Raw genomic sequence first — 26,985 nt, 5'->3', positions numbered from 1 at the left:
TGTTCGCGCGCGCTCCTGCGCGCGTCGTCGATGCCTCGCCACGGACGGCTACGTATTCAAACCGGGCACCTCCGGTCTTTGCGCCCGAGCGACACCGCGCCAGCCGTTCGGCTAGCATTGCGATCCGCATGAAACTCCAGGAAGAACCCGCGTGGCGCGACCCAAACCCGTCCTGCTGCTGATCCTCGATGGCTGGGGCCACCGCAGTGAGACTGCGCACAATGCGATCGCGCAGGCGAACTGCCCGAACTGGCGGCGCCTGCTCGCCGAATGCCCGCATACGCTGGTCGAGACGCATGGCGAATACGTCGGCCTGCCCGAGGGCCAGATGGGCAATTCCGAGGTCGGCCACATGAACATCGGCTCCGGGCGCATCGTCTACCAGGACCTGACCCGCATCGATGCCGCGATCGCCGACGGCACGTTCTTCGAGAATCCCGCGCTGCGCGGTGCCTGCGATGCGGCCAGGGCGAACGGCGGCACGCTGCACGTGCTCGGCCTGGTCAGCCCCGGCGGCGTGCACAGCCAGGAGCGGCACATCCTCGCGCTGCTCGACCTCGCCGAACAGCGGGGCGTCACGCGCGTCGCGATCCATGCGTTCCTCGATGGCCGCGATACGCCGCCGCGCAGCGCGGAACCGAGCCTGCGAGCGCTCGATGCGCGTTGCCGCATGTTCGACGGCGCGCGGATCGCGACGGTCAGCGGCCGTTACTACGCGATGGATCGGGACCAGCGTTGGGACCGCGTCAAGCTCGCATACACGGCGATCGCCGACGCACAAGCTGAATTCCATGCCGACGACGCGCTGGCTGCGCTGCAGGATGCGTATGCGCGCGGCGAGAACGACGAATTCGTGAAGCCGACCGTGATCGATTCGATTGAAGCCGGTGCCGGCGCACGCGTCGAAGACGGCGATGCGGTGATCTTCATGAACTTCCGCGCCGACCGCGCGCGCGAAATCTCGCATGCGTTCGTCGATGCGGATTTTTCCGGCTTCCAGCGTTCGCGCGCGATCGAGCTCGGCGCGTTCGTGACCCTGACCGAATATGAAAAGGGTCTGGCCGCGAGCGCGATCGCGTTTCCGCCGCAGTCGATGCGCAACACGCTCGGCGAATACCTGTCTTCGCTCGGGCTGAGCCAGTTGCGCATCGCGGAGACCGAGAAATACGCGCATGTGACGTTCTTCTTCTCGGGTGGCCGCGAGGCGCCGTTCGCGGGCGAGGAGCGCATGCTGATCCCGAGCCCGAAGGTCGCGACCTACGACCTCAAGCCCGAGATGAGCTTGCCGGAACTCACCGACCGCCTCGTCGAGGCGATTGCGTCGCAACGGTTCGACTTCATCGTCTGCAACATCGCGAACCCGGACATGGTCGGCCACACCGGCATCGAGTCGGCCGCGATCAAGGCGGTCGAGGCCGTCGATGTCGCGCTCGGCCGCCTGACGCTGGCGATCCGCGAGCACGGCGGCGAGATGCTGATCAGCGCCGACCACGGCAATCTCGAGCAGATGCTCGATGCAAACGGCGTGGCGCACACCCAGCACACGGTCGGGCCGGTGCCGCTGGTCTATGTCGGCCGTGCCGCGACCTTGCACCACGGTGCGCTGCGCGACCTCGCACCGAGCGTGCTCGCCTTGATGGGGCTGCCGCAACCCCCCGAGATGAGCGGGCACAGTCTGGTCGAATTCCAGTAGGTGCGGTTCGTTCCACACATCGCGACGGCGGCGTGCTTCGTGGCGGCGCTCGCCGGCGCGAGCGTCGCGCGCGCGCAGGAGCCCGATGCGACGCAGCGCTCGGCGCAGGAGCAGGACGCCAGGAAGAAGCTCGACGCGGTGCGCGGGCAGATCAAGGCGCTGACCGAGCAGCAGCAGGCAACCGCGGGCGAACGGGGCGAGGCCGCACGCGCCCTGCGCGAGAAGGAGCTTGCTCTGGCTGCGGTTGCAAAGGACGTGCGTGCGTTCGACGAGAAACTTGCCGCGCAGCAGGCGCGGCTCGACCAGCTCAACCGGCGGCGCAGCGAACTCGAGGGGGTGCTGAAATCGCAGCGTGAAGCGCTCGCGGCACTGCTGCGTTCCGCTTACGCGCTCGGCCACGACGAGGAACTGAAGTTGCTGCTGCAGCAGGACGACGTCGCCACGATCGCGCGCGTGCTCGCCTATCACCGCTACTTCCAGCGCGCGCAGGTCGGCCAGATCGACAAGCTGATCGGCGACCTCAAGCAGCTCGCGGACCTGCAGGAGTCGATCAAGGCGGCGACCGCCGAGCTCGCGGCGACACGCGACGCACAGGCCGTCGAGGCGGCAAAGCTCGAGACCGAACGCGCCGGACGCGCCGCGCTGGTCGACACGATCGATGCGAAGCTCAAGGACCAGGGCACACGCATCGCCGCGCTCGGCAAGGACGAGGCCGCGCTGAGCCAGCTGCTCGAACGACTCCGTGACGTGTTCGCCGACATCCCTAAGCAGATTTCCGGGGAAGAGCCGTTCGCGGCCACGCGTGGCCGGCTCGCCTGGCCGCTGCAGGGCAGGGTGGTGACCGCGTTCGGCGCCGCCGACGAATCCGGGCGCCGCAGCAGCGGTCTGCTGCTCGCCGCGAAGACCGGCAGCGCAGTGCATGCGATCTCGCATGGCCGCGTCGCATTCGCCGACTGGCTGCGCGGTTATGGCTTGATGATCATCGTCGACCACGGCGACGGCTATCTCAGCCTGTACGGGTGCAACGAGACCCTGCTCAAGGATGTCGGCGACTGGGTCAATGCGGGCGAGACGATCGCGACCAGCGGTGCCAGCGGCGGTCAGAAGGCGCCCGGTCTGTACTTCGAGCTGCGCGTGAAGGGCCAGCCGACCGATCCGCGCGGCTGGTTGCGCTGAACGTTCGCCCCGCGATGTGGTCCATTGGCCCGTGCCGCAATAACAGCGAGCGCACGCGCCACGCATTACACTCGGCGCATCCCTGTGAGGCTTGTCCGATGTTCACCCGTCTGCTCGTTCCGATCCTGTTCGCGCTGGGCTGCGCGCCGGCTCTGGCTGCTGATCCGCCGCCGGTCGCCGCACCGCCTGCAGGCGATGCGTCGGTGCCCGCGAAGTCCACGCCGGTGAAAGCTCCGGTTCCGAAGAATGCCGTCGATCTCGCCGACATCCGCGCGTTCACTGCGGTCTACAGCCTGGTCAAGCAGGCCTATGTTGACGATGTCGACGACCATCGCCTGATGCAGGCGGCGATCCACGGCCTGCTCGCCGGCCTGGACCCGCACAGCGAATACCTCGGCAAGGAGCAGATCGACGATCTCACTGAAGACACCACCGGCAGCTATGCCGGACTCGGCATCGAGGTCCTGCAGGTGGAGGGCACCTTGCGTGTGGTCGCGCCGATCGACGACTCGCCGGCCGAACGCGCCGGCATCAAGGCCGGCGACACGATCGTGCGCATCAACGGCAAGCCGGTACAATCCGACGATCTCGACGGCGCGGTCGCGCAACTGCGTGGCAAACCCGGCAGCGACATCACGCTGAGCGTGCTGCACGAGAAGCAGAGCGTGCCGGTCGACGTCGCGATGAAGCGCGAGGTGATCCGCGTCGCCAGCGTACGCGGGCGCCTGCTCGAACCGGGCTATGCGTACCTGCGCGTGAGCCAGTTCCAGGCCGACACCGGTGCGCAGCTGCGCAAGCGCATCGAGCGCCTGCAGGCCGACAACAAGGCGCCACTGCGCGGCGCGGTGCTTGACCTGCGCAGCAACCCGGGCGGCCTGCTGACCTCGGCGGTCGAGGTCAGCGACGAATTCCTCGACAGCGGCGTGATCGTGACCACACGCGGCCGCCTCAAGGAGTCGGACCTGAGCTTCCGCGCGACGCCGGGCGACCTGCTCAACGGCGCACCGCTGGTCATGCTGGTCGACAACGGCACCGCGTCCGCGGCCGAGATCGTCGCCGGCGCGCTGAAGGACAACCATCGCGCGTTGCTGATGGGCCGGCGCACGTTCGGCAAGGGTTCGGTGCAGACCGTGCTGCCGCTCGACGCCGAGCACGCGGTGAAACTCACCACCGCGCGTTACTACACGCCGAGCGGCATCTCGATCCAGGCCGCCGGCATCCAGCCCGACATCACGCTGGCCGATCTCGCGCTCAGCCAGCGCGACAGCGAGCCGACGCCGATCATCGGCGAGCGCGACCTGCGCAACCACCTCAAAGGTGCGAACGAGGGCGACGGTCCGGTCACGCCGGGCGCGGCCGACCGCGACCTGCAAAAGGACTACGCGCTGAACGAGGCGCTGAATGCGCTGAAGGCGCTGGCGTCGCGAAACAAGCCGGCTGCGCCGGCCAGTGCTTCCGCAGAGAACCAGAAAGGCTGATCGCCCTCAGCCGTGATTTCTTCCCGTAGCGGAGTATGTCGATGAAGAGATGGTTGCTCGACAACAGGCGTTTCGTGGTCTTCCTGCTGCTGTTCAGCGTTTTTCGCACCGCGGTTGCGGACTGGAATCCGATTCCGTCCGGATCGATGCGGCCGACCTTGCTCGAAGGCGATGTCGTGTTCGTGAACCGGCTCGCGTTCGACCTGAAGGTGCCGCTCACCGACGTGATCGTCGCTCATCTGGGCACGCCGCAGCGTGGTGACATCGTCACGTTCTCGTCGCCGAAGGGCGGTACGCGCCTGATCAAGCGCATCGCCGCAGTGCCGGGGGACACGGTCGAGATGCGCGACAACCGGCTCACGATCAACGGCGAGGCGGTCGAATACGCCCCTTTGGGCGAGGTCTCCGAACCGCTCGGCGCGCACCGAGTCGTGCCCGCCGAGCGCGCGCGTGAATCCTTCGGCGCTTCGACCCATACGATCCAATGGCTGCCGCAAATCGCGTCGCGATCGAGCTTCGATCCGCTCGTGATTCCGCCCGATCAGTATCTGATGCTCGGTGACAATCGCGACAACAGCGAGGATTCGCGCTATTTCGGCCTCGTGTCCCGCGAGCTCCTGATCGGCCGCGCCGAACGCATCCTCGTCTCCGCCGATATCATGGATCATTGGCAGCCGCGTCTTGATCGCTTCGGGTCGAGCCTGCACTGATCACGGTGTCGTTTGCGGAGTACGCGCCGTGTCGGCGCGAGATGCGGCGCCCGAATGTCGCATCGATCACTTCATGCGTGGCAAGCTCCGCGACCCGCCGCGCCCGCCCGTGCGTCGCAAAATGCGCGGATCACGCGGCATCAGCCGAACAGCCTCATCCTCAAGCCAGCCGGCAGCCCGCTGGCCATCACTGGAGACCCCATGAACGAACCGCAGGACATCACCGAGGACCAGTTTTTCGAAATGGTCGATCGATTCATCAATCAGGCCAACGACTTCGCCAGGCAGTTTCCGCAGCCGCGCGTCAGCGCCGCGATACTGTTCGCGGCCGCGCGCTACAACGCCTTCAACTGGGTCAATCGCAGCCAGATGCTGGAGCAGACGCTCGACGAGGCCACGATCCTGTTCCGCGCCGAGTACGAAAACATGTTCCGCGACAACGCGCGCGGCCTGACCGAGGCGCGTGCGTCGGGTTGACGGAAGGCCCGTCCTAGCGCGCCTTCGGTGGCGCGACCGGAAACGGCATGATCTTGTCACCGCTGGCCGCGTCGCGGATCGCGAGCGGACCGCGCTTGGCGACTTCCTCGATGCGCACGATGGCCTGGATCGGCACGTGCAGCATCGTGGTGTCCTTGAACTCGTCGCGCAGGCGTTCCTCGGTCGGATCGACGACGAGGCCCTCGCCGGGCGGATCGAACACGAGATCACCGACTTCGGTGAATCCCCACAGCGCGCTCGACGCGACATGGCGCGCGTAGAGCTCGATGCTCTTGCCCTGCGAGAGGAAGGTGACCTTGTAGAGTTTCGTCTTGCCCATGGCGCATTGTCGCGCGTGCACCCCACGTCTGTCTCCCGTAGGAGCGGCTTCAGCCGCGATGCCTTCCAAGCCCTCCCGTTCAGGGGGAGGGTTGGGTAGGGATGGTGTTCGCCGCTACGAGAAGCATCGCGGCTGAAGCCGCTCCTACGACGCGAGAAGATTCTCTAGCCCCGCAATCGTCGAGCCACCGCGGGCTTGGACATCAGCGCGAACGCGATGCCGATCAGGAATCCGCCGACGTGCGTCCACCACGCGACCGCGCCGAACGCCGGGCCCACGTAAGTGAACAGCAGCTGCAGCGCGGCCCAGAAGCCGATCAGCAGCGGCGCCGGGATGCGCACGAATTCGAGGAATACGCCGAGCGGCAGCACCAGGCCGAGGCGCGCGCGCGGGAACAGCGCAAGATAGGCGCCGACCACGGCCGACACCGCGCCACTGGAACCGATGATCGGCGCGCTGGTGCCGGCCAGCGTGAACGCGCCGACCAGGTTCGCGAGCGCGCCGCCGAGCACGAACAGCGCGAGGAAGCGCGCCGAGCCGAGCGTGCGTTCGGCGGAGACGCCGAACACGATCAGGAACAGCAGATTGCCGGTCAGGTGCAGCCAGTCGGCGTGGATGAAGATCGCACTGACCAGGCGCGCAGCACGCAGCTCGGTGAGCTGCTGCAGCCACGGCGCGTTCGCATCGAGCAGGGTCGCCGGCACCGTGCCCCATCGCGTCAGTACGGCGAGGCGCTGCGCGGCCGGCAAGGTCGCCAGCCAGACGAACACGACCATGCACGCCGCGACGATCAGCAGCGTCGCCCACGGCGGTCCCGGCTTGCGTCGGCTCGGCAGCTGGACGAACACGCGCGGCGCCGTCAGCGCCCGTCGCGCGGATACACGAAGCGCTGGCCCTTGAAGTCGAGCACGATGCCGTCCACGCGGATCTCGCGCAGGAGCACGCCGTCGCCGAGGTCGTCGCCCTCGACATGGCGATTGCCCTTGATCACGACGAAGCGCTCGTGCGGATCGGCCGCGTAGACGTGCATGGTCAGCGCGAGATCCGGCAGGTCCTTGCGTGTCGCATAGGGCAGTTCCCAGACCGACGGCAGCGCGGGCTGCTGCGGCTTGGCCTGCGCGGCCGCTGGCGGTGGAGCTGGCGCCGGCGTCGGCGCGACCGCGGAGGGCGCCGCGATCCGGTCGGGTTTGGTTGCGGTTGCCACGGCAGGCGCGACCACCGGATTCGCAGACGGCTGCGCCAGCGCAGCGCTCGCCGGCTTTTCCGGCATGGGCTGCGCCGATAGTGTCGTCGTCGGAGGCGTGTTCGGGCCGGCGACCATCGGGGGTGCCGGTGGCAGCGGCAGGACTGCGCCCGGGCGATCGCTGCCGGGCGGCGCAGGCTGGACCGGCAACACGCTGCGGTCATTGACGACGGCGTCCGGCGTACCGGTTGCCGGCCTGGCGGCGATCGGAGCATGCCGGACGGGCGTGTCATGACCACTCGCCATTCGATTGGCGGGCTGCGCGGCGGGGTTCAGGGCAGCGGGCGTCGATGGTTTTGCGATCGGTGCGTCCGCCGAACGGGCGACGCTGCCGGCATGAGTGGCCTGCTCGCCCGGCGGTGAGGGTGCCGGCGGGCGCGTCAGCCACCAGCCCACGCCGAGCGCGGCCGCGATCAGCGCGCCGAGCAGCGGCAGCACGCTGCGGCCGCGGCGCGCGGCGATCACCGGCGACGCCAGCGTCGGTGCCTCGCCGAGGCGGCGCTGCTGTTCGGATTTCTTGAGGGCTTCGAGAATCAACGACATGGTGGTTCCTGACTGCGTCCGTGCCAGCGCTTCATTCGACGGTCCGCGCAAGGTGCGGACCGGCGTCGTCGAGCGCCGACAGCGCGAAAAGGGTTTCCGGTCCGATGATGCCATCGGCCTTTATGCCGTACGCCTGCTGCAGCTTGCGTACGCGTTCCTCGAGGTTCGCGTCGAACGCCGCCGCATGCGCCTTGGCAGCGCTACCGTTGTCGAACGTGGCCAGGCGATCCGTGACCCAGCCGACACCCGCGCCGGCATCGCCGCGCTTGAGGCTGGCCGGAACGTCGGCAGGCAACCGCCACAGCACGACGAAGTCGCCGTTCCAGATCTTGGACAGCGACTCGCGCGCAAGTTCATAACGCGCGGCCGTGAAGTCCAGGCGCACGCGCTGTTTGCCGACTCCCTGCAATAGCGCGTATGCGGGGCGGTCGGCCGGCCCGAGCAACAGGATCAGGGGACGGTCGAAGCGGGCGAGCTGGTCCAGCGTTGCATGGCCATGCAGGCAGGCGACGCCGGGTGCGACGATCGCCGGGCAGCGGCTGGCGTCGCGCACCGAGACCTGGTCTGCGTCGACCTGCCAGCGCGCGAGCAGCTGGGTGAACGCGATCAGCTCGGTTTCGGGCGCATCGGCGATCCGCGCCTGCAGACGCACCGCTTCCTGATCGATCGGCGGCGTCGCCGCGACCACGGGCGTCGGTGCGACGACCGGGGCGGCCGGCCGGTACGCGCGCAGCCAGAACGCGCCGCCACCGATCCCGAGCAGCACCAGCGCAGCCAGCGCCCAAGGTCCGTAGCGCCGCAACCAGTAGCGCGCGTGGCCGGGCAGCGCCTCGTCGGCGGCGCGGTCGACCAGGCGTTCGCCGAGGCTGTCCTGCTCGCGCGCGTAGCCCGCCATCAGTGCACGGTCGGCGATGATGTTGACCAGTCGCGGCACGCCGCCGGAGCGCTGGTACAGCGCCTTCAGGCCGAGCCGCGAGAACGGGATGCGCACGCAGCCGGCGACCGCCATGCGGTGGCGCACATAGATCTCGGTCTCGCCGGCGTCGAGCGGGGTCAGGTGGTAGCGCGCGGTGATGCGCTGTGCGAGCTGGCGCAGTTCCGGCCGGCCCAGCATCTCGCGAAGTTCCGGCTGGCCGAGCAGGATGATCTGCAGCAGCTTCTGCGTCGGCGTCTCGAGGTTCGTGAGCAGGCGCACCTGCTCCAGCGAATCGATCGACAGGTTCTGCGCCTCGTCGACGATCAGCACCACGCGCAGGCCCTGCGCGTAGGCGTCGAGCAGGAACGTGTTCAGGGTATCGGTCAGCGCCTTCAGACTGCCGCGCTTGCCCTCGATGTCGAGCTTGAGCTCCTCGCAGACGGTCTCGACCAGCTCGACCGGCGACAACTTCGGGTTCAGCACCAGCGCGACGCGGGTGTGCTCGGGCAACTGCTCCATCAGCAGCCGGCACAGCGTGGTCTTGCCGGTGCCGACCTCGCCGGTCAGCTGGACGAAGCCGCCGCTGCCGCCCTTGCCGATGCCGTAGAGCAGGTGTGCGAGCGCGTCCCGGTGCCGTTCGGACAGGAAGACATAACGCGGGTCCGGCGTGATCGAGAAGGGCGCCTCACGCAGGCCGTAGTACTCAAGATACATGCGGCTACTTTACCCGACCCGGGATTCCGGAGTCGGGAATCGGGATTTCCACAGCCGGGGTCGCGTCGGCAGCACGCGTGCATTGCGCCGGTCGATGCGAACTGCGCTTGGCACGAACGGGGGCAAACCAGACGACCACCGTGCTGCAAACGCCGATCCAGGCCATGCCTTCCGTCACAAGCGATACGAGCAGACGCATCGCTATGATGGAGGTTTGGCCGATCCGCGCCAGCGCAGGGGAGTCTTCGATGGTTTTGCGACGTTTTGTCGGCGCGCTGCTCGCGCTGCTCAGCACACAGGCGATCGCGCAGGCCGATCCGGCACAGTTCAAGGATCTCGACTGGCGCCTGCTGGGCCCGTTCCGTGGCGGTCGGGTGCTGGCCGTCACCGGCGTGCCGGGGCAGCCGGCGCATTTCTACTTCGGTGCGGTCAACGGTGGCGTCTGGGAGACGCAGGATGCCGGCCGTACCTGGCAACCGATCTTCGACGGCCAGCCGGTCGGTTCGATCGGCGCACTCGCGGTCGCGCCGTCGGATCCGAATGTGCTCTATGTCGGCACCGGCGAGGTCGACATGCGCTCGGATATCGCGCAGGGCGATGGCGTGTACAAGTCGATCGATGCAGGCAAAACCTGGACGAAAGTCGGTCTCGCCGACAGCCAGCAGATCGGCCGCATCCTCGTCGATCCGCGCGATGCGAACACGGTGTTCGTCGCCGCGCTCGGCCATCCATACGGCCCGAACGTGGAACGCGGCGTGTTCCGTTCGCGCGACGGCGGCGTGACCTGGCAGAAAGTGCTCGGCCCTGACGATGCAACGGGCGCGATCGACCTTGCGTTCGAACCCGGCAATCCACGCGTGGTCTACGCCAGCTTGTGGCAGGCGCGGCGCACGCCGTGGAACGTGTATCCGCCCGCCAGCGGGCCGGGCTCGGGCCTGTACAAGTCGACTGACGGCGGCGACAGCTGGCAGCCGGTCCGTGGCAATGGCTTCGCGGAAGGAAAGATCGGTCGCATCGGCATCGATGTCGCGCACAGCGATCCGAAGCGCGTCTATGCGATCGTCGACGGCGACGAGGGTGGCTTGTACCGCTCCGACGATGCCGGCGCGCACTGGCGCAAAACCAGTGGTGATCCGCGCGTCTGGCAGCGCGGCTGGTACTTCGGCCGCATCGCGGTCGATCCGAAGAACGCTGATCGCATCTACGCGATGAACACGATCGTGCTGCGCTCGGATGATGGCGGCAAGACCTTCCTGCCGCTCAAGGGCGACGACACCGGCGACGATTTCCACGAACTGTGGATCGACCCGCAAAATCCGGATCGGCAGATCCTCGGCGTCGACCAGGGCGCGATCGTGACGATCAACGGCGGCAGAACCTGGTCGAGCTGGCACAACCAGCCGACCGCGCAGATCTACCACGTGGCCACCGATTCGCGTTTTCCGTACCGGGTCTACGGCGCGCAGCAGGATTCCGGCGCGGTCTCGCTACCGAGCCGCACGAATTCGCGCGACGGCATTAGCATGCAGCAGTTCCGTGAGACAACCGCCGGTGGTGAGAGCGGCATGATCGCGCCTGATCCGAAGGATCCGGACATCGTCTACGGCGGCAGCGTGCAGAAGCTGGACCTGCGCACCGAGCAGACGCGCGCGGTCGATCCAACCCTCGCCGAGCCCGATCTCCACCGGCGCACTTGGACCCTGCCGCTGGCGTTTGGCAAGCGCAATCCGGGCGCGCTGTATTTTGGCAACCAGAAGATCTGGCGCACCACGGACGGCGGGACGCATTGGGATCCGATCAGCCCGGACCTCACGCGCGAGGATCCGGGCGCGCCGTCGAACCTCGACGCCGTGACCGCGGCGAACAACCTTGGTCACGGTCCGCGCCGCGGCGTGGTCTACGCGATCGCGCCATCGCCGCTCGCCGATGGCCTGCTCTGGGCCGGCACCGACGATGGCCGCATCTGGCTCACGCATGATGAGGGTTCGCACTGGAACGACGTCACGCCGGCCGCGCTGACCGCATGGTCGAAGGTCGGCATCATCGAAGCCTCGCACTTCGATGCGGACACCGCATATGCCGCCGTCGATCGTCATCGCCTCGACGACCGCAAGCCGTATGTGTATCGCACGCGCGATGGCGGCAAGTCGTGGCAGCTTGTCGTCGCCGGCATCCGCGACGGCGATTTCGTCAACGCGGTGCGCGAGGATCCGAAAAAGCGCGGCCTGCTCTACGCCGGCACCGAACTCGGCGTCTACGTCTCGTTCGATGATGGCGACCACTGGCAGCCGCTGCAGCAGAACCTGCCGCGCACCTCGGTGCGCGACATCGACGTGCACGGCGACGACCTCGTGATCGCGACGCATGGTCGCGGCTTCTGGGTCATGGACGATGTCGCCATGCTGCGCCAACTGGACGCAAAGACGTCCGAACCGCAAGCGCGTCTGTTCGCGCCTTCGACCGCGATCCGCTACCGCGAGGCGAGCTTCAGCGGCACGCCGCTGCCGAAGGACGAACCGCTGGCCGCGAATCCGGTCAGCGGCGCGCGCATCGACTATTGGCTCGCACGGGCGCCGAAGAAGCCGGTCGAACTCGCGATCTACGATGAGCGCAACACGCTGGTGCGCCGCTACAGCAGCGCCGATGCGCCGCCGAAGATCGATCTCGCCAAGATCAACAACGCGCCGGAGTGGAGTCGGCAGCCATCGACGCTGAAGGCGACGCCGGGCATGCATCGCTTTGTCTGGCCGCTGCACTATCCGGCGGTTTCGGCGAAACACGACGCGTATGCAGAGGGCGTGTGGGCGCCGCCCGGCCACTACACGGTGGAACTGAGCGTCGACGGCAAGCGTTACCGCCAGGCGCTGGCTGTCACCGCCGATCCGCGCGTCGATCTGCCGGCAGCGGCCCATGCGGAGCAGTTCGCGCTGGCACGAAGAGTCGAGGCGCTGCAGGCGCGCGTCGAGGCCGCCGGCGAGGAAGCCGGCACGCTGCGCGACCGTGTCGTCGAACGCCGCAAGGAAGCGACCGGCGATGCGGTCGCTGCGCTGGATGCGTTCGCCGCGCGGCTCGCCGAGGTGAGCGGTGCGAAGCCAGCGCCGAATCCCTACAACGCCTGGTCGTCGCCACCGCGCACGGTCGAGACGCTGGCGTTCCTCGACCAGGCGCTCGGCGAACTGATCGGCGCTGTCGATGGAGCCGACGCGGCGCCCTCGCCGGATGCGCAGGCGGGCTGCACGAAACTCGCGGCGCTGACCGACGCGACCTTGCGCGCGTGGGATGACTTCAAGCGCAGCGATCTTGCGACGTTGAACGCCACGCTGAAGGCGGCACACGTCAAGTCGGTCGAACTGAAGCCGGCGGGGTAGAAGAGCGCTGCCTGAGCGGAGGCGGTGCATTTCGCACGGGCGGCCCGGCGCGCTGGGGGCTTCCTGTTCAACGCGCGCTGCGCGACGATGGATCCGGGTTCGCTGTCGCGGAGGCTGCAATGATCCGTTGGCCTGCTTTCGCTTCGCGACTGCCGGTCACCGGGATCGGCGTGGCGCTCCTGTTCGCGCAGCCGCCCGCGCATGCTGACGACGGCGCGCGTTGGGAAGTCCTCGCCGGCCGCAGCCGCACCTTGCAGACGCTGTGGACGAACGCCGCGTTCGTCGAACGCCTCGGCGACGAGCGCGCGATCGGCCCGTTCACCTGGGCACCCGATTTCGCGCTGGGCTGGATCCAGTCACGCTCGACTTCGACTGCGCGGCTCGGCCATGACGTTGGCCTGCTCGCGTTCGGCGCGCGCCTGCACGTCTGGCGCGGCGCCTTCGTGAGCGAGCAGCTCGCACTCACGTTCGGCAGGACCGATGCGTTGAGTACCGCCGGCGAGTTCGTCGGCAGCATCGGCTGGCAGGAACCGCACTGGGTGCTGATGCTGCGCCACGCCTCCAACGGAGATCTGCATCGGCCCAATCATGGCGAAACCATGCTGCTGCTCGGTATCGCGTTCTGATCGGGGTCAATCCGGCGAGCCGATTCGTCGTCCCGCGTGGTGCTTCGGGGCGATCTTCATGTCCGTCGCGTCCTGGCTGAACAGCGCGATCGCGGTGCGCGCGACCTGACCGGTGTCGTAGTACGCATAGGCGCCGACGCCGAGCGCGCCGATCACCGGCAGCCAGCGCGCGATGCCGCGACCCGCCAGGCGCTTCGACACGTTGAGGCCGATCTTCGACGCGACTTTTTCGATCACGCGCAGCGGCACGTCCTGGATCAGCAGGCGCGCGCCGACCTGCACGCCGACATCACGCAGCGCCTGCGCGGCAGCATGGCGGAACAGGCAGTACAGCATGTGCGAGCGGGTCAGGTCGGCGCTGGCACCGTAGGCGCCGGCGATGTCGGCGACCATCTGGCGCTGGATGCGCCAGATCGCGGCCAGCTCCGGCATGATCGTCAACCAGCCGAGCGGACCCGGCGGCAAGGCCAGCGTGCCCGCGGCCAGCGCGGCCTTGTGCGCTGCGGCAGCGGCGATCGCGCGCGCGCGGTGATCGGGGCCCCGGCTCTTGTGTTCATCGGTGTCCGGCACGCGTCCGACGATCTCCAGCACGGCGCGTGTGACGCGCTCGCTGAGCGAGCCAGCGGATGCGTCTTCGACCTTGCGTGCGACGACGTGCCTGGCCAATGCGAATGTCCTCCCGATCGTACGAAGCTCGGCTGCCGGACAACAGTCGCAGGCTGGTCATCCATTTGCCGTTGAGACAGCGACCGATATCAGCAATTCATGTATTTCCAGTTGCGCTGTTTGCCTTGCGCCAGCCACTCCAGCGTCGTCGCGAGGCGTTGCGTGCGCGTAGCCTCGCGTTTCGCATCGGTGATCCACTCGATGTACTCGCGCCGCCCGCTCGGGCTGAACGCCTCGAACGTCGCACGCGCCTTCGCGTTCTTCTTCAGCGCGGCAGCGAGGTCATCCGGCACCGCGGCGGGCGGTCTCGGCGCTGCGGTCCGCACACGCGCCGGCGACTTCACGCTGGCCTCGTTCAGCGCCACCGCCTTCTTCACATACGCGATCAGGGTTTTCCGCTGCGGCAGGTCGGCGATCTTGGCGAGGCGGCCGAACTGGCCCATCGCTGCGTCGAGATCGCGACCGTCGTCAGCGACGATCAGCTTACCCTTCCAGAAACCGAACACGCAGTGCTGCTTGAACGCGGCCATCCCGCACAGCATGCCCTTGTAGAGGAAATGCGGCGCACTCCACTTCAGTGTCTCCTCGACTTCGGGGCAGGCCGCATGCACGATCTCGCGCAAGTGCGCGAGGATGGGTCTGGCGAAGTCCGCGGACTTCGCGATATAGGCGTCGATGCGCGGGTCTGTGGTTGCCATCGGCAAGACTCCGGAATCCAGCGTCGGAGGGCGCGTCGAACTATACGACGCGGATGCTAGGATCGGCAGCCTTCATGATCAGCAGATCGGCGCGCTCTCCGCTTCCGTGCGCCGCTGCGCCCATCAGCAGGGACTTCCGCATGACCCGACACCACGGTGAAATCCATCGCTCCGGACGGGCCGGCTGGCTGCGCGCCGCGGTGCTCGGCGCGAACGACGGCATCGTTTCGACCGCGAGCCTGATCGTCGGCGTCGCCTCCGCCGGCGCGGGTCGCCACGAGATCCTGCTCGCCGGCGTCGCCGGGCTGGTCGGCGGCGCGTTGTCGATGGCGGCCGGTGAATATGTCTCGGTGAGTTCGCAGGCGGATGCCGAGAAGGCCGATCTCGCGCTCGAACGTCACGAGCTCACGCAATATCCCGATGGCGAGCTGCGTGAACTCGCCGGGATCTACGTGAAGCGCGGTCTGCAGCCGGCGCTGGCGCGGCAGGTCGCCGAGCAGCTCACCGCGCACGATGCGCTCGCCGCGCACGCGCGCGACGAACTCGGCATCACCCACGAACTGCGCGCGCGGCCATTGGAAGCGGCGGCGGCCTCGGCGGCCGCGTTCGCGACCGGAGCAGCGCTGCCGCTGGTGATCACGCAGCTCGCGCCGCCCAGCCTGCTCAACGCGCTGGTGATCCCACTGTCGCTGGTGTGCCTCACCCTGCTCGGCGCGGCGGCGGCGCGTGCGGGCGGCGCACCGGCCGTGCGCGGCGCGCTGCGTGTTGCCATGTGGAGTGCGCTGGCGATGCTCGCGACCGCGCTGATCGGCCGCATGATCGGTGCCTGAGGCGCGCCGCGCGGCGTGATCTGGCGAACCTACAGCGCACGACCGAACAGCTTCGTTTCCGGTCGGTCGGCGGCCATCCGGATCGTCGTCTCGAAACGCAGGCCGAGCTTTTCCAGCACGCGGATCGAACCCAGGTTGTCCGGTGACACGATCGCCGCGATGCGCGGCAGCTTCAGCGATTCACCCGCATGACGCAGCACCGCGGCAGCGGCCTCGTACGCGAAGCCCTGGCCGCGGTAACCGGGCAGGAACGCGAAGCCGACGTCGGCGTCCGGCAAGGCGTCGCGCTTGACCAGACCGCAGATGCCGATCGGTGTCGCGCTGCCTCGGAGCTCGACCCGGTCGAGCCCGAAACCGTGGCGCGCGTAGCTCGCGACCGGGCCGTTCGTGATGTAGGCGCGCGCGTCGTCCAGCGTACGCACGCCCTTGTCGCCGATGTAGCGCAGCCATGCCGGATCGTTGACGAGTTCCAGGATGAACGGCGCGTCGTCAGGCACGAGCCTGTGCAGCACCAGGCGTTCGGTTTCGATGGCGGTCATCGGGGCGGGTCGCGCATGGGGAAGGGGAGGTCGGGCGGACCCGCGTGCGGGTCACCAGATGGCGGTCTCGATGCCGGCAAGCAGCAGTCCGAAAAGAAGCACGACAGCCGATGCGATGAACCAGTGGATGGTGCGGCGATATTCGGCCGGTGTATCGTCTTCAAGCCGCAGCGAACGGAGCAGCGCGACGATCTGCAGCGCGATCGCGGCGACCAGCGGGGCGGTCGCTACGACTGATCGCCACGACCACGCGCCCGATGCCTCGAATCCCCAGAAACGCAGAAAGGTGAGCGAGAAACCCAACAGCACCGTGATCGCGGTGATGAGGCCCTGCCGATAACCGTTCGGCAGTCCGCGATCTCGCGAGTCGATTGCGGAGGGCTCCTGGACCTTGCTCTTGTCGTCTTCAGACATGGCGTGCCGCCGCGAGAGGGCGGGTTTGCGGTCGACTTTTGTGCATGTGCACGACTAGGCGTCCTTGGGTCTCGCAGCGGCGGTGAGGGTGACGACATACGGCTCGGCGTCGCCGCGCTTGAGTTTGAGGCGCAGCGATTCACCGACGGCCTTGTGCATGGTCGCCTGCAGCTCCCTCGCCTTGGCGCCGGCAACAAGGGTGTCCTGAACCTCGAGCACCAGGTCCCCGGCAGCCAGCCCCTGCGCGGCCGCGGGTGAAGCGGGAATGACCTTTTCGATCTTGATCGAGCGCAGGGTGGGATTGAGCGAAAACCCTTCCGTTTCGACGCTGACGGCGAAGCCGAACCAACCTTTTTCGTCGGCGGCGCTTGACAGCAGCGGAACGCACAGTCCGAGGAACAAGAGCAGGGTGAGGATGCGACGAAGGTTCATTCGATGGGTCCATGAAGTGTGTGGTGCAAGTCTATCGTGTTGCTCGACCTGCCCGAGCACAGCGACGGTTGGCCAGGGGGGGGCGCCGCTGCCGGCGCGTCCCTCGTAGCCTTCAGATCAGGAAAACAGCACGCCGTTCCTAGGCCACCTTGCCAAGAATCGCGTTCATTTCGTCCCTGGAAAAAGCCCGCAATGTCTGCGTCCGGACATTGCCCGCCACGCCAATGCTCAATCCGAAAGCGGACAAGCTCGCATCGTCGGGCGCTTCGAGAATCACCACGATGTCGTGACCTCCCATGGTCCAGAAGAACTCCTTCACATTGATTCCGAATTTCTTGCCGGCTTCCCTGACGGCGTCCGCGCGCTTGGTGGTTTCCTTGACATTGCGCATTCCCTGATCTGTCCAGTTTGTCAGAAGAATATAAGTGGCCATGTCGATTTCTCCGCAACAGGTGTGAGGCCGCGGGAAGGCTTTCGGCGATGGCATGGGCCTCGGTGTGCCCGCCGGAGGCATGGGAGCCATGCCGGGATGTTGGCGACCCACGGATGTCCGCTGGAGCACTTGGCATGGTCATCACGCCACGCGATCGACTGCGAGCGGGCGGGCCTGGATCGCCTCGGATTCGGCGCGCGGCCCGGGATCGTGGCTCGAGGGCCGGATATCTACGCCGGCGGCGGCGATCTGTCCAATCCGCGCCGGCGCCCGCCGAAAGGCGGCCTTCGGCGTGCCTGCCGATGTCCGCACAACGGGAGGTCCGTCCGCTACGCGCAGCGCGAACTCAAACTTCGCGAAGCTGCTCGGCGAGCGATCGTGTCTTCCCGGTGACCACGTTGCCGGTATGCAGCGTCGACTTGCGCTCGATGAGCATGAGCAGGCACTCCTGCTCGGCGACCGGGTTGTGGCGGACGCCTTTCGGAACCACGAACATCTCGCCTTCGCCGAGCTCGACCGTATCGCTCTCCATCTCGATGCGGAGCCGGCCGGCGAGGATGAAGAAGAGCTCGTCCTCGTCGTCGTGGCTGTGCCAGGCGAGCGTGCCGTGGACCTTGGCGACCTTCACGTAGGAGTCGTCGAGTTCGGCGACCACGCGCGGCGACCAGAGCTCGGTGAGGGAGGCCGCAATCTGTCGGGGTGAAGCTGCGTTCGACATGAGTGTTCCTGGCAACGGGTGCTGGAGTGAATCGGGTCGGCCCGGGATCAGTCGCGTCGTTCAATCGACGATGAACAGCTTCGCGCCGTGTTGTGAGCGTGAGCGATGTGGCTCGGCGTGGTCCGCGACCTGGTAGCTCATGCCGGGTTTCAGCACGAACTCGCGACCGTCGTCGAGTTCGGTGTGCAGTTCCCCCTCGATGCAGAAGAGGATGTGCCCCTTGCTGCACCAGTGATCGGCGAGATAGCCGGGCGTGTATTCCACCACGCGAACGCGGATGCCGCCGAAATGCCGCGTGCGCCAGTAGGCGACGCCGGTCTCGCCCTTGTGTTCGGTCCGTTCGATCAGCGACCAGTCCGTGGTCCCGAAGGGAATGTCTGTCATCTGCACGAAGGGCTCCTCCCCGCAAACGGGCTTGATATTTGGCACGCGCGGCAGGCATCGATCCGCCGATGGGTGTCCGCTCGATGAAGGGGCTGGGCGTTTCCCGTGCAGCGCATCAGCGCCGCTTCGCGCCCGTGAACCTGAGCAGCCAGAGCACGAGGGCCGGAGCCAGCCGATAGCTCCAGCCGTAGAACCGGAGCATGAACGGATGCAGCAATTCCCGCTTCGGTCGCTCCGCCATCTGCGCGATCACGCGGCCGCACTCGTCCGTGGACAACGTGCGGACCGTGCTCCCGATCCGCGGAATCTTCGCAGCCGAGCCGGGATTGTGATCGAAGTAGGGACTGTCCACCCGACCGAATACGACGTGACAGCTTTGCACGCCTGTGCCGGTGAGGTCCTGGCACAGCGATTCATGCAGACCACGCAACGCCCAGCGCGCCGCCGCATAGCCGACCGACGAAGGCCACGGAAAGATCGAAGCGGGCGAATTGACATGGATGATCACGCCGCTCCTGCGCGCCAGCATGTCCCGCATGAACGCGTGGGTGATGTTGAAGGCCGCCAGGTACGGCGCCTGCATCATGAGAAGCGCCTCGCCAGGCGAGGTGTCCTCGATGAGCTTCCATTGTCCGGCGCCCGCGCAATGGGCGATGACATCCGGAGCTCCGTAGGTGCTGCGAACTCGCTCCGCAAGCGCCAGCACCTGCTCGCCGGAGGAGGCGTCGCAGGCCTCCGCGACCGCCTGGTCGCCGATGCTTCGTGCAACCGACTCGAGCTCCGCCTGCCCTCGCGCAACGAGTATCACGCGGTAGCCTCTGGACGCGAGGTGCCGGGCCGCCTCGGCGCCTATGCCGCTGGACGCCCCCGTGATCAACGCAGTCTTCATCGTGCTCCAGGCAGCCGTGACCGGACAACCGCGAAGGCTACTCGAAATCCTCATGAGTCAGCGCAAACGACGCCACGGGCGGGCGACTCCGGGACCGCGACGAGCGCAACCCACTGCCAAGGAGCGACGGGGAGCCAATGGGAGAGCTAGATGCCGGTTTCGACGTACTCGACATCGGCTATCCAGTTGCGCTTGCGCCGGGCAAGACGCGCCTCTTCGTTCTCTTCGTCGAAGGTTGCCGATGCGTGCCGGAGCAGGGAAGGCTCGACGCCCTTGAACGCATTGACGCTGACGACCGCGTAGAGCCGATCGTCGATCCGGCTGGTGACCACCGGCACGACACCGCAGCGCGAACAGACGTGGAATTGGGCAGTCCCCGTTCCAAAGGTGTACCGCGAAACGTGTGAGGACTCCCTGACGGTCACCTTGAGCGAGCCGGTCGGGCAAGCCGTCCACACACCACCGTGCTTCGTGCAGAACGAACAGGTACAGGCGCGCGCGGGAATCTCCGTCGGTTCGGGCTTCCAGTCGAGCGCGAAAGTGATGTTTCCACAATGGCAGCTTCCAGAGATCAGCATCGAGAACTCTCCCTACTAACGACTACCGGGCACCGCAGCGCGCAAGCAGCACCACGAACACGCGGGCGCGTTCGCTGCAGCGAGTTGTCGCCGTGCAGCCAGGCCGGCCAGAACGAGAGTGGGAGACATGAAGACTCCTGCGGAGAATGGTGGGCCCGGACGCCGCAAACGCTGCCTCGAGCATGTGCCGGGCCACGAAGCGGCTTCGGCTTGAATGAATTGTCAGCTGTCACCCGCGCGCTTCAGTATCGCCTTCGCGGATCGATGGTCAACCGGCGCCGACGTATGTTCATGGAAGATCTTCCACGACTCGCCGGTTCTTCTCAAAGCCATGGTGATGCGGTTGTTGAGCGATCGCAGTTCTTTCCCTTCAGCCGACATCGCGGTGTACGTGAGAACTGCATGCCCAACGGCCAAGTCTCCGATTCTGGTGGTCTGAGCTTCGTCCACGCTGACGACCACCTGCTCGGTGCCGAGCGACGAGAACCAGTCCGCTGCCATGTTGCGCCACGCCACAATGCCGCGAAGCGACCACGTTCCCCATAGGTCGAAAACGTGCACATCGTCGTCGTAGATAGCCAGGAACGCGTCGACGTCCTTGGCGCGGACAGCTGCTTTGTACGAGTCCATTGCTTGCAGGAATGGGTCATGTGGTTCGCTCATGCGAGGTGTCCTTGTGATGGCCGACGTTGGAAATCAGCGAGGCCGGCCGCACAGCTCTCGAGTAGGAGGCGCTTGCGGCTCGTCCGCTGCATTGAGGGGCTAGATGGGGTCACGCGCGCTTGCGCAGGAAAACGTGGGTCGCGCGTTCACCGGCGATGCTATTCGTGCATTCATAGCCCAAAGCACGCATATCGATGCCGCTGAAGAGATGCTCCCCGGAACCGAGCAGGACAGGTCGGATCGCGAGATGCAGTTCGTCGATCAGGGCAGCGCGCAGGTACTGCCGAATCGTGGATACTCCGCCACCGAGACGGACGTCGAGGCCGCCCGCTGCGGCGCGCGCCTGCTCCAGAGCGGCGTGAATGCCTTCTGTGACGAAGCGAAACTCAGTGCCTCCCGCCATCCTGAGCGGCGCCCGCGGGTGATGCGTCAGCACGAAGACAGGCGTGTGATAAGGCGGCTCGTCGCCCCACCAGCCCTTCCAGCTGTCGTCCGGCCACGGTCCCCGGACAGGGCCGAACATGTTGCGCCCGAGAATCCACGCGCCGATTCCGGCAAGACCTTGCTCGACGATTCCATTGTCGACTCCCGTCTCTCCATCGTCATGGCCGTGCATCCTGCGCCATGTGCGTGTCTGGAAGAACCACTCCATCAGCTCAGGGCCTCCGACGCCGAGCGGATTCTGGAGATCCTGGCCCGGCCCGGCACCGTAGCCGTCGATGGAAATCGCGAAGCTTTGGACGCGGAGTTTCGGCATTGCGTTCCTCGTTGCCTGGTCAGCATCCTTCAGAAAGAATTGCCGCCTTCGAGCAGCTCCTGGTCGAGCGCCCGCAACAGCGCCTGGCGCTCGTTTGATTCAAGACGGCGAACGCCCACGCTCAGCGACGAACCAGCCGAACAAAGCGAGCCCGGGACTCTGGTTGGAGCGCGTTGTTGGATACGCGCTCGACAGCGCATTCGGCCGGACTCATTTGAACGCCAGGTAATAAATGACGTAGAACCAGCTCAGAAAGCCATGGAGGATAGCCCACAGAACAGAGTGGTTTGCACCCCACGACAGAGCGACGGCGATCACTACACCGAGACCGAAGCCCGCACCGCCACCACTGGCTGCATTCCTCATCCGGGTATCCCATCATCCAACGGTTCTTTCGGTTGGCGCTTCAGTTCTTCTCTGGCATCGCGGAAGAGTGGTGGCTTGTGATCAACCACTGCTTTCCGTCCCACTCGTACGTGTAGGTGTAGCGCGCTTTGACCTGAGTACCCGTGGTGCCAAAGGTGAACGTATAGAGCCCAACGTCGACCGCAGTATTACAGCCAATCTGTATCGTTCTCGAGTCGATCTTGCCGACGGGCCTGTTTTCGAGGAAGTGATGGAAGTAATCCTCCTTCTCGGCCGCAGTCAGTCGCGGTTTGTTCGACACGGTGGGAAGAAGAACGGAGCGCTCTGCGTAGTTGGCGACAACCTGGTGCGGATCGCCGGTTTGCAGCGAGCGATTCCATCGGTCAAACAAGGCCGAGATCTCCTGCTCGCTGGCTGCCTTGCACACCTCCGTGCGCGCCGGCGCGGACGCGGATCCCGATGGGGCTGAGGCGCAGCCTGCAAGAACGACGGCAAGGGCTGCTGAGAGGGCTGGAACGTTTCTCATGGGCAATCCTGTGGTGATGGCCGAAGGACGGCGAAGGGCATAACGCTGGGTCAACGCGCCGCACGAGGGGGAGGCCTCCAATGATGCTCCCATCATCAGCGTGAGCAAAGACGCACGGAGTCTTCATGTCTCTTGCCACGAACGTTGCGTCGTACGCATGAACTTGAGTGACGGCAAACGCCTCGCCCGTTTCACGAGGCGAGTCAGCGACTTCGATTCGCATTGGACGCCTAGCGACGGAAGCAAGCGGACAGATCGCAGTTGGGTCCGCTAGGCGGCGCCGGGCTGCGCTCGATTGCTGGCTCTATCGGCCCCGGCCAGCCCAGATGGACTCAAGCCTTTGACCAGAAGCCAAAGGCCCAATGCCATTTCGAAGATGACCATGGGCAAGTCGAACCAGGATGCGTTGACCTTCGCGTCGAAGTGGGGGAACACGAGGAAAGCGAAAGCGCAGAACACGCACCAGGCAGACGAGATCACGCCAAAGGCTGCCAAGGCTCTCGGGATATATCGCGACTTGAACCACAGATAGCTACAAGCCGTGGAGGCCAATCCCCAGAACGGAAGGCCAACATAGTACGCATCATAGCTCGCGGCGATGTGCAGCCTCGCCAAGGTCTGCAATTGATCTGGCCTGAAGACTGGCAGGTAGGCAGCGTCGCCCAAAAGGCGCAGCGCACCAAGCGTGTTGAGCGCGGTGACACCCCACATCAAGGCAAATACCAGCCTGCAGAAGGCTGCAACCAAGGCAAGGTTCTGGTTCACTGGCTTGAGGATCACGTAGAGCGCCGCGAGCAGTACCACGACGGTCACGACGTAGATCAGATTGCAGGCGATGTTGAGACGGAACAGTGTTTCGTGGGCCATGATGTTCCGGGCGGTTTCCGCGGCGTTGCCCGGGACGATGAGGCGAAAGTTGATGCCATAGTTCGCCAGGATCACGATTGCGATCGCGAACAGGAACGTGAAGCCCGCGACTCGCGCGGTTCGGCGCTGTGACTCGTCGATCGTATGGTTTGACATTCTCATTCCCCTTCCCAATGAGCGCGCCACGATTTGTGGCGGAGCGCGCTGCCCCTTTTCGCAGCTTCAGCCATCGCGGCACGGTGTTGACCGAACGGCCACTGCTGCGCGCCAACAGGTCAAACCACGTCGTGCTCAGCCGTGCCGCACTTTCAGTGAGAGAATGGTCGCTGCCAAGATGAAGGTGATCGTGTTGGAAAGAATGATCGGCCATGATCCGAGCGCAATGCCGTAGAAGAACCACACCGCATTGCCGACGACGAAGGTGACGTACATCCAGAGCGAGATAGCGCGCGTGTCCCGGCTGCAGATGGTCTTGACGGCTTGCGGCACGAAAGCGCACGTGGTCAGTGTGGTTGCAACGTAGCCGAGCAGGTTCAAATTGATTTCCATGCGCCCTTTCCTCTGGCAAAGCAACAGACGACTTCAACCGGTTGCTAATTTAGAACTGGATGCGCGCACCTAAGCCCCATTCGCACGGCGGCCTCATCAGCTTGACTACTTCGTCGAGTGATCCGGTTGGATGGATAGTGATACGCTCGCTCATGGCATGCTATTCGCGAATAGGGGCTGTCGCCTGATGAGCCAACGGTGTGGCTCCGTACGTTCTCGCGCACAATCCACGGTACCGCGGCAGGCCGCTTGGAATCACGCCATCCCGTCCAGGTGGCTGAATAAGCCTCGGCGACACTGGAGCATTTGCATGAAGTCTCGGTTTCCTTCCGCCCAAGACTATTCAGCGCAGACAGCACGCTATCCTTCTTTAGCTGTCATTGACATTCGCGCGGAACAAGCCGCAGTAACTGAGTCCTATCGCAACCAGGTTCTGGTCGATGTCAACACCCACTGCATGCGGTTGGCGGTGTTCGAGGGCGAGTATCGCTGGCATCACCATCCAGATTCTGACGAGCTATTCTTGGTAGTGGCGGGAACGCTACAAATCGACCTCGCGGATGGTAATCGCATGGAACTTACCGAATGGCAAAGCGTTGTCATCCCGGCAGGTACGGTGCATCGAACACGGGCCATCGGGCGCACAGTCAACATCACTTGCGAAAAGAATGGCGCACAGACTGTGTTTGTCGAGGCCGCAGCATAACAATTCCTGTACTCCGGAAGCTTCGCGACAAGCAGACCTTCGCGATGGACCGCTGTAAAACTGACTGAGGAGAGAGCAATCATGCGAGGTGCACAACGTGTCCTTACATGCCTTGGGCTTTTCATCACACTGTCGGGCGCTCGGTGCGTTGGCCCTGGCCCAGCTTCGTCACCGCCGCCGGCGCCTTCGCCCAGTGCGGTGACCTGTCCCGGCGCCACGGCCCCGTCCGTGAGCTTCGGTTCAAAGGGCCTCGCGCCGACCACCGGCACCGTCACGACGACGATAACGGTCCCAGCGACGCTCTATGTCTCGATGAACGGGCCACCGATATTTCAACTCGATGCGGGTGGTCCATTCATCGGCGATGTCTTTGAGATATGCGTCATGACCAGCCCGCCGGCCGTTCGCACACATTTAGGAGTGAGAGTGACGGGCGTCCTCGAGGATCCCAGTCCGACGGGTGGGGCGAGCGGTCCGGTCAACTTCTGGCAGAATGTGTTCGCGACCTTTCTGGTCGTGCCCCTGCAGGACAATCAAACCGAATCGAACGGCGTACTGAAGCTCGACGTCACTGCTCAGAGCCTGCGCAACGCGATCGTTAATGCGCCACCAGGTTATTCAAGCGGTCGAATGCTGATCACGATCGATCCGGGCGACGGGCAGCATAAGCTGGATCTCACGATTGCCCCGAGGTGACAAGGCCAGCAGCCTAGCGCAAGGCCCGTTTTGGAGGTTATTCGAGACGTTCAAGGTTATGGCCTGGATCTTCGCCGCCAGACAGGGGCGATGATATGGCGGGAGTGTCGGGCTAGAACAAGGAAGACGCCGCCGGCGGCAAGGCAGACCAGCGCCGCGACGACGGATGCCTCCGGCCCGAAACTCCCGCCAGTGAGGACGTCGGAGCCGTGAAGCTCGCTGTTCAGCAGGCCATGTGCGCCGCCGCCTACTGAAACACCGGCGCCGAAGACGCCGCCTTCGGTGAAATTCCAAGCGAAGTGCAGGCCGATCACCAGCTACAGGCGACGCGCGTACATGTAGGCGGCGGCCAGCAGCACGCCCGCTTCCAGGGCGATCGCGATGGTGCTGATGATGGTCGCGCCGGGATTGACTCCATGCAGCAGACCGAAGATCACCGCCGAGAGTACTAGCGCCAGCTGGTGTTCACCAGCCGGCACTACACGCGCCTGGTGCGCAGCTACGGACTCGACCAGGAGTTCATCACGCCGCATTGCCCGCAGCAGAACGGCCTGGTCAAGCGTGTGATCCGCACGATCAAGGAGCAATGCGTGCACCGGCACCGCTTCGAGAGCCCGCCGCACGCGCTGCGCGTGATTGGCGACTGGATCCAGTTCTATAACGGCCGGCGTCCGCATCAGGCGTTGGGGATGAAGACGCCGGACGAAGCTTACCGATTAGCAGCGTGACCTGAGCAGAAACCGCTGGGTCATTACCGCAACCGACCCACAGCCGTCCGCTTGAGCGAGTAGTTAGTCGGCGGGCCGGGCAAACAGGAACCGAGCTACCAATACGGTCGAGATCCCCAGCAGAACGACCAGACCAAGGAAAAACACACCTGATGCTGGGCGGACGATACCGAATGCTGCAAGTAGTTCGACTGCAGCCATGATAAACAGTACGGCTATAACTGTGGACACCACTGCGGCGTTCAAAACAGCGCGTTCGGAAGGCGACAGTCGATAGACACCTCTGAGCACCAGCAGCACACCTCCCAAGGTCGCTATCGCGAGTATTAGAAGCGAAACTTGCCAAACCGTTGACTCTGGCAACGAGAAAAAAGCTAGCACAAAAGGTATAAGCGACAGAAAGACCGATTGGAAGCTGAACGCGAGGATGTTCCGGATTCGGAACGCATCGACAGGTGTCCACTGATGGGGTTTGCCGCTTAAGGCAACCAAGATTGCTGAGAAGCCAGCGAGACCGATGGCAACCTGCGCAAAAGTCAAAAGGGCACTTGCTACGTCGATGACAAACACTCCTGCCGACTAACGCTTGAGCTAAGCGGCGGCGGCTGCCGCAGTGCGCATCAGCTTACTGCAGCCGACCCGCAGCCGTCCGCTTGAGCTCACAGTTGCTTCACATAGGGGAAACACCGCAACACCCCAAAGCGTGGCACTGGCGGCCCCATTGGTTTGTAACCTAATGCTTCGTAGAAATGACACGCCAACACGGTGCTGTCCAAGTGCAAAGATGCCAGACCCCATTGAACTGCTTTCGCTTCCAACGTGGCATGGATTTTCTTACCTATGCCTCGACGCTGTGCACCGGGAGCTAGATAGAAAAGAAGAATTTCACCTCTGCGTTGAAGAACGCCCACGCCGAGCAAGCCATCGTTTGATTCGGCGACCACGCAGAAGTTGTCGGCGTTGGAAAGCCATCTGACAAAATCATGTGGAGTTTTGTTGGCCAGCCAAGTGGTGAGCGTCTCGTGGTCGTTGTGATGGTCGGCAACACACAGATGACCAATTGATCTTCGAACAACGTCAATCGCCGCGTGGGCGTCTCTTTGCTCTGCGCAGCGTACGCCGATCATCGGTCTGCAACCTAACGCTTGAGCTAAGCGGCCGCTGCCGCGAGGGGTGTCAGGATACCGCAACCCGTCACGGCGGGAGAGTTCCTACGAAAAAGTGGACACTCGTTGGTTAGGCGCACTGGGCTTCAAACTCGG

At 65.3% G+C, this 26,985-nt stretch carries 33 protein-coding genes; 11 read left to right on the top strand and 22 right to left on the bottom strand.

The window, feature by feature from the left end; all coding sequences use genetic code 11:
- Positions 1–151 precede the first annotated feature (151 nt).
- From gpmI to ABD002_RS05810, 5 genes are all read left to right on the top strand, one after another.
- Complete coding sequence (gene gpmI, locus ABD002_RS05830; protein WP_343788129.1) at positions 152–1,693, top strand: 2,3-bisphosphoglycerate-independent phosphoglycerate mutase; 1,542 nt, start codon at positions 152–154, stop codon at positions 1,691–1,693.
- Positions 1,694–1,732: 39 nt separating this feature from the next.
- Positions 1,733–2,869, top strand: coding sequence for a murein hydrolase activator EnvC family protein (locus tag ABD002_RS05825; protein WP_343788127.1), 1,137 nt, complete (start codon positions 1,733–1,735; stop codon positions 2,867–2,869).
- Between the two features lie 98 nt (positions 2,870–2,967).
- Positions 2,968–4,347 carry a S41 family peptidase gene (locus ABD002_RS05820; protein ID WP_343788125.1) on the top strand — a complete coding sequence of 460 codons (1,380 nt, stop codon included), beginning with the start codon at positions 2,968–2,970 and terminating at the stop codon, positions 4,345–4,347.
- Between the two features lie 41 nt (positions 4,348–4,388).
- Positions 4,389–5,057 (top strand): signal peptidase I, encoded by a 669-nt coding sequence (gene lepB / locus ABD002_RS05815; protein WP_343788123.1) that lies wholly within the window; start codon positions 4,389–4,391, stop codon positions 5,055–5,057.
- 201 nt (positions 5,058–5,258) lie between these two features.
- The gene (locus ABD002_RS05810; protein ID WP_343788121.1) at positions 5,259–5,534 is read left to right on the top strand and encodes a DUF3144 domain-containing protein; all 276 of its coding nucleotides are present in this window, start codon (positions 5,259–5,261) and stop codon (positions 5,532–5,534) included.
- Positions 5,535–5,547: 13 nt separating this feature from the next.
- Here the strand turns inward: ABD002_RS05810 and ABD002_RS05805 are convergent, their stop codons facing one another.
- The 4 genes from ABD002_RS05805 to ABD002_RS05790 form a co-directional block, all read right to left on the bottom strand.
- Complete coding sequence (locus ABD002_RS05805; RefSeq protein ID WP_343788119.1) at positions 5,548–5,874, bottom strand: DUF1820 family protein; 327 nt, start codon at positions 5,872–5,874, stop codon at positions 5,548–5,550.
- 164 nt (positions 5,875–6,038) lie between these two features.
- Complete coding sequence (locus ABD002_RS05800) at positions 6,039–6,722, bottom strand: rhomboid family intramembrane serine protease (RefSeq protein WP_343788117.1); 684 nt, start codon at positions 6,720–6,722, stop codon at positions 6,039–6,041.
- An 11-nt stretch (positions 6,723–6,733) separates the two neighbouring features.
- Positions 6,734–7,660, bottom strand: a complete 927-nt coding sequence (locus tag ABD002_RS05795) for a general secretion pathway protein GspB (protein WP_343788115.1) — start codon at positions 7,658–7,660, stop codon at positions 6,734–6,736.
- Between the two features lie 31 nt (positions 7,661–7,691).
- The gene (locus ABD002_RS05790; protein WP_343788113.1) at positions 7,692–9,290 is read right to left on the bottom strand and encodes an AAA family ATPase; all 1,599 of its coding nucleotides are present in this window, start codon (positions 9,288–9,290) and stop codon (positions 7,692–7,694) included.
- A 248-nt stretch (positions 9,291–9,538) separates the two neighbouring features.
- Here ABD002_RS05790 and ABD002_RS05785 point away from each other — a divergent pair, with 248 nt between their 5' ends.
- Together ABD002_RS05785 and ABD002_RS05780 are read left to right on the top strand one after the other, a co-directional pair.
- Positions 9,539–12,658 (top strand): WD40/YVTN/BNR-like repeat-containing protein, encoded by a 3,120-nt coding sequence (locus ABD002_RS05785; protein WP_343788111.1) that lies wholly within the window; start codon positions 9,539–9,541, stop codon positions 12,656–12,658.
- Positions 12,659–12,777: 119 nt separating this feature from the next.
- Positions 12,778–13,284, top strand: a complete 507-nt coding sequence (locus ABD002_RS05780; protein ID WP_343788109.1) for a lipid A 3-O-deacylase — start codon at positions 12,778–12,780, stop codon at positions 13,282–13,284.
- A gap of 6 nt (positions 13,285–13,290) precedes the next feature.
- On the opposite strand, the gene ABD002_RS05775 is transcribed toward ABD002_RS05780, so the two are convergent.
- Positions 13,291–13,950, bottom strand: a complete 660-nt coding sequence (locus ABD002_RS05775; RefSeq protein WP_343788107.1) for a hypothetical protein — start codon at positions 13,948–13,950, stop codon at positions 13,291–13,293.
- Between the two features lie 89 nt (positions 13,951–14,039).
- Positions 14,040–14,648 carry a YdeI/OmpD-associated family protein gene (locus ABD002_RS05770; protein ID WP_343788105.1) on the bottom strand — a complete coding sequence of 203 codons (609 nt, stop codon included), beginning with the start codon at positions 14,646–14,648 and terminating at the stop codon, positions 14,040–14,042.
- A 140-nt stretch (positions 14,649–14,788) separates the two neighbouring features.
- Here ABD002_RS05770 and ABD002_RS05765 point away from each other — a divergent pair, with 140 nt between their 5' ends.
- Positions 14,789–15,478, top strand: coding sequence for a VIT1/CCC1 transporter family protein (locus ABD002_RS05765; protein ID WP_343788103.1), 690 nt, complete (start codon positions 14,789–14,791; stop codon positions 15,476–15,478).
- Positions 15,479–15,507: 29 nt separating this feature from the next.
- Here the strand turns inward: ABD002_RS05765 and ABD002_RS05760 are convergent, their stop codons facing one another.
- The 13 genes from ABD002_RS05760 to ABD002_RS05700 form a co-directional block, all read right to left on the bottom strand.
- Positions 15,508–16,017 (bottom strand): GNAT family N-acetyltransferase, encoded by a 510-nt coding sequence (locus tag ABD002_RS05760; RefSeq protein ID WP_343788101.1) that lies wholly within the window; start codon positions 16,015–16,017, stop codon positions 15,508–15,510.
- A gap of 51 nt (positions 16,018–16,068) precedes the next feature.
- Positions 16,069–16,431, bottom strand: a complete 363-nt coding sequence (locus tag ABD002_RS05755; protein ID WP_343788099.1) for a hypothetical protein — start codon at positions 16,429–16,431, stop codon at positions 16,069–16,071.
- Positions 16,432–16,485: 54 nt separating this feature from the next.
- Positions 16,486–16,863, bottom strand: coding sequence for a PDZ domain-containing protein (locus ABD002_RS05750; protein ID WP_343788097.1), 378 nt, complete (start codon positions 16,861–16,863; stop codon positions 16,486–16,488).
- A 139-nt stretch (positions 16,864–17,002) separates the two neighbouring features.
- Positions 17,003–17,296, bottom strand: coding sequence for a GYD domain-containing protein (locus ABD002_RS05745; protein WP_343788095.1), 294 nt, complete (start codon positions 17,294–17,296; stop codon positions 17,003–17,005).
- Between the two features lie 346 nt (positions 17,297–17,642).
- Positions 17,643–18,014, bottom strand: coding sequence for a cupin domain-containing protein (locus ABD002_RS05740; RefSeq protein WP_343788093.1), 372 nt, complete (start codon positions 18,012–18,014; stop codon positions 17,643–17,645).
- Between the two features lie 60 nt (positions 18,015–18,074).
- The gene (locus ABD002_RS05735) at positions 18,075–18,398 is read right to left on the bottom strand and encodes a DHCW motif cupin fold protein (protein ID WP_343788091.1); all 324 of its coding nucleotides are present in this window, start codon (positions 18,396–18,398) and stop codon (positions 18,075–18,077) included.
- 115 nt (positions 18,399–18,513) lie between these two features.
- Positions 18,514–19,275 (bottom strand): SDR family NAD(P)-dependent oxidoreductase, encoded by a 762-nt coding sequence (locus ABD002_RS05730; protein WP_343788089.1) that lies wholly within the window; start codon positions 19,273–19,275, stop codon positions 18,514–18,516.
- Positions 19,276–19,433: 158 nt separating this feature from the next.
- On the bottom strand, positions 19,434–19,865 hold the full coding sequence (locus tag ABD002_RS05725; protein WP_343788087.1) for a GFA family protein: 432 nt from the start codon (positions 19,863–19,865) through the stop codon (positions 19,434–19,436).
- 222 nt (positions 19,866–20,087) lie between these two features.
- Positions 20,088–20,528 carry a YybH family protein gene (locus ABD002_RS05720; protein ID WP_343788085.1) on the bottom strand — a complete coding sequence of 147 codons (441 nt, stop codon included), beginning with the start codon at positions 20,526–20,528 and terminating at the stop codon, positions 20,088–20,090.
- 109 nt (positions 20,529–20,637) lie between these two features.
- Complete coding sequence (locus ABD002_RS05715; RefSeq protein WP_343788083.1) at positions 20,638–21,285, bottom strand: dihydrofolate reductase family protein; 648 nt, start codon at positions 21,283–21,285, stop codon at positions 20,638–20,640.
- 406 nt (positions 21,286–21,691) lie between these two features.
- A complete protein-coding gene (locus ABD002_RS05710; protein WP_343788080.1) occupies positions 21,692–22,177 on the bottom strand; it encodes an SgcJ/EcaC family oxidoreductase in 486 nt (161 codons plus the stop codon).
- 270 nt (positions 22,178–22,447) lie between these two features.
- Entirely contained in the window at positions 22,448–23,200 is a 753-nt protein-coding gene (locus ABD002_RS05705) for a DUF4386 domain-containing protein (RefSeq protein ID WP_343788078.1), read from the bottom strand.
- Between the two features lie 135 nt (positions 23,201–23,335).
- Positions 23,336–23,593, bottom strand: coding sequence for a SemiSWEET transporter (locus tag ABD002_RS05700; protein ID WP_343788076.1), 258 nt, complete (start codon positions 23,591–23,593; stop codon positions 23,336–23,338).
- 310 nt (positions 23,594–23,903) lie between these two features.
- Here ABD002_RS05700 and ABD002_RS05695 point away from each other — a divergent pair, with 310 nt between their 5' ends.
- Together ABD002_RS05695 and ABD002_RS05690 are read left to right on the top strand one after the other, a co-directional pair.
- Positions 23,904–24,299 (top strand): cupin domain-containing protein, encoded by a 396-nt coding sequence (locus ABD002_RS05695; protein ID WP_343788074.1) that lies wholly within the window; start codon positions 23,904–23,906, stop codon positions 24,297–24,299.
- 228 nt (positions 24,300–24,527) lie between these two features.
- Positions 24,528–24,995: a hypothetical protein gene (locus ABD002_RS05690; RefSeq protein WP_343788072.1), complete on the top strand. Its 468-nt coding sequence runs from the start codon at positions 24,528–24,530 to the stop codon at positions 24,993–24,995.
- A gap of 317 nt (positions 24,996–25,312) precedes the next feature.
- Here ABD002_RS05690 and ABD002_RS05685 read toward each other — a convergent pair whose 3' ends face one another.
- On the bottom strand, positions 25,313–25,432 hold the full coding sequence (locus ABD002_RS05685) for a hypothetical protein (RefSeq protein WP_343788070.1): 120 nt from the start codon (positions 25,430–25,432) through the stop codon (positions 25,313–25,315).
- Between the two features lie 24 nt (positions 25,433–25,456).
- Here ABD002_RS05685 and ABD002_RS05680 point away from each other — a divergent pair, with 24 nt between their 5' ends.
- Positions 25,457–25,723, top strand: coding sequence for an integrase core domain-containing protein (locus tag ABD002_RS05680; protein ID WP_343788068.1), 267 nt, complete (start codon positions 25,457–25,459; stop codon positions 25,721–25,723).
- 63 nt (positions 25,724–25,786) lie between these two features.
- Here the strand turns inward: ABD002_RS05680 and ABD002_RS05675 are convergent, their stop codons facing one another.
- Complete coding sequence (locus tag ABD002_RS05675; RefSeq protein WP_343788066.1) at positions 25,787–26,293, bottom strand: hypothetical protein; 507 nt, start codon at positions 26,291–26,293, stop codon at positions 25,787–25,789.
- An 89-nt stretch (positions 26,294–26,382) separates the two neighbouring features.
- On the bottom strand, positions 26,383–26,850 hold the full coding sequence (locus tag ABD002_RS05670; RefSeq protein ID WP_343788064.1) for a GNAT family N-acetyltransferase: 468 nt from the start codon (positions 26,848–26,850) through the stop codon (positions 26,383–26,385).
- Positions 26,851–26,985 lie beyond the last annotated feature (135 nt).

The sequence above is a fragment of the Dokdonella soli genome (assembly GCF_039523175.1).
Lineage (GTDB): Bacteria > Pseudomonadota > Gammaproteobacteria > Xanthomonadales > Rhodanobacteraceae > Dokdonella_A > Dokdonella_A soli.
This window is presented reverse-complemented; position numbering and strand designations above follow the sequence as displayed.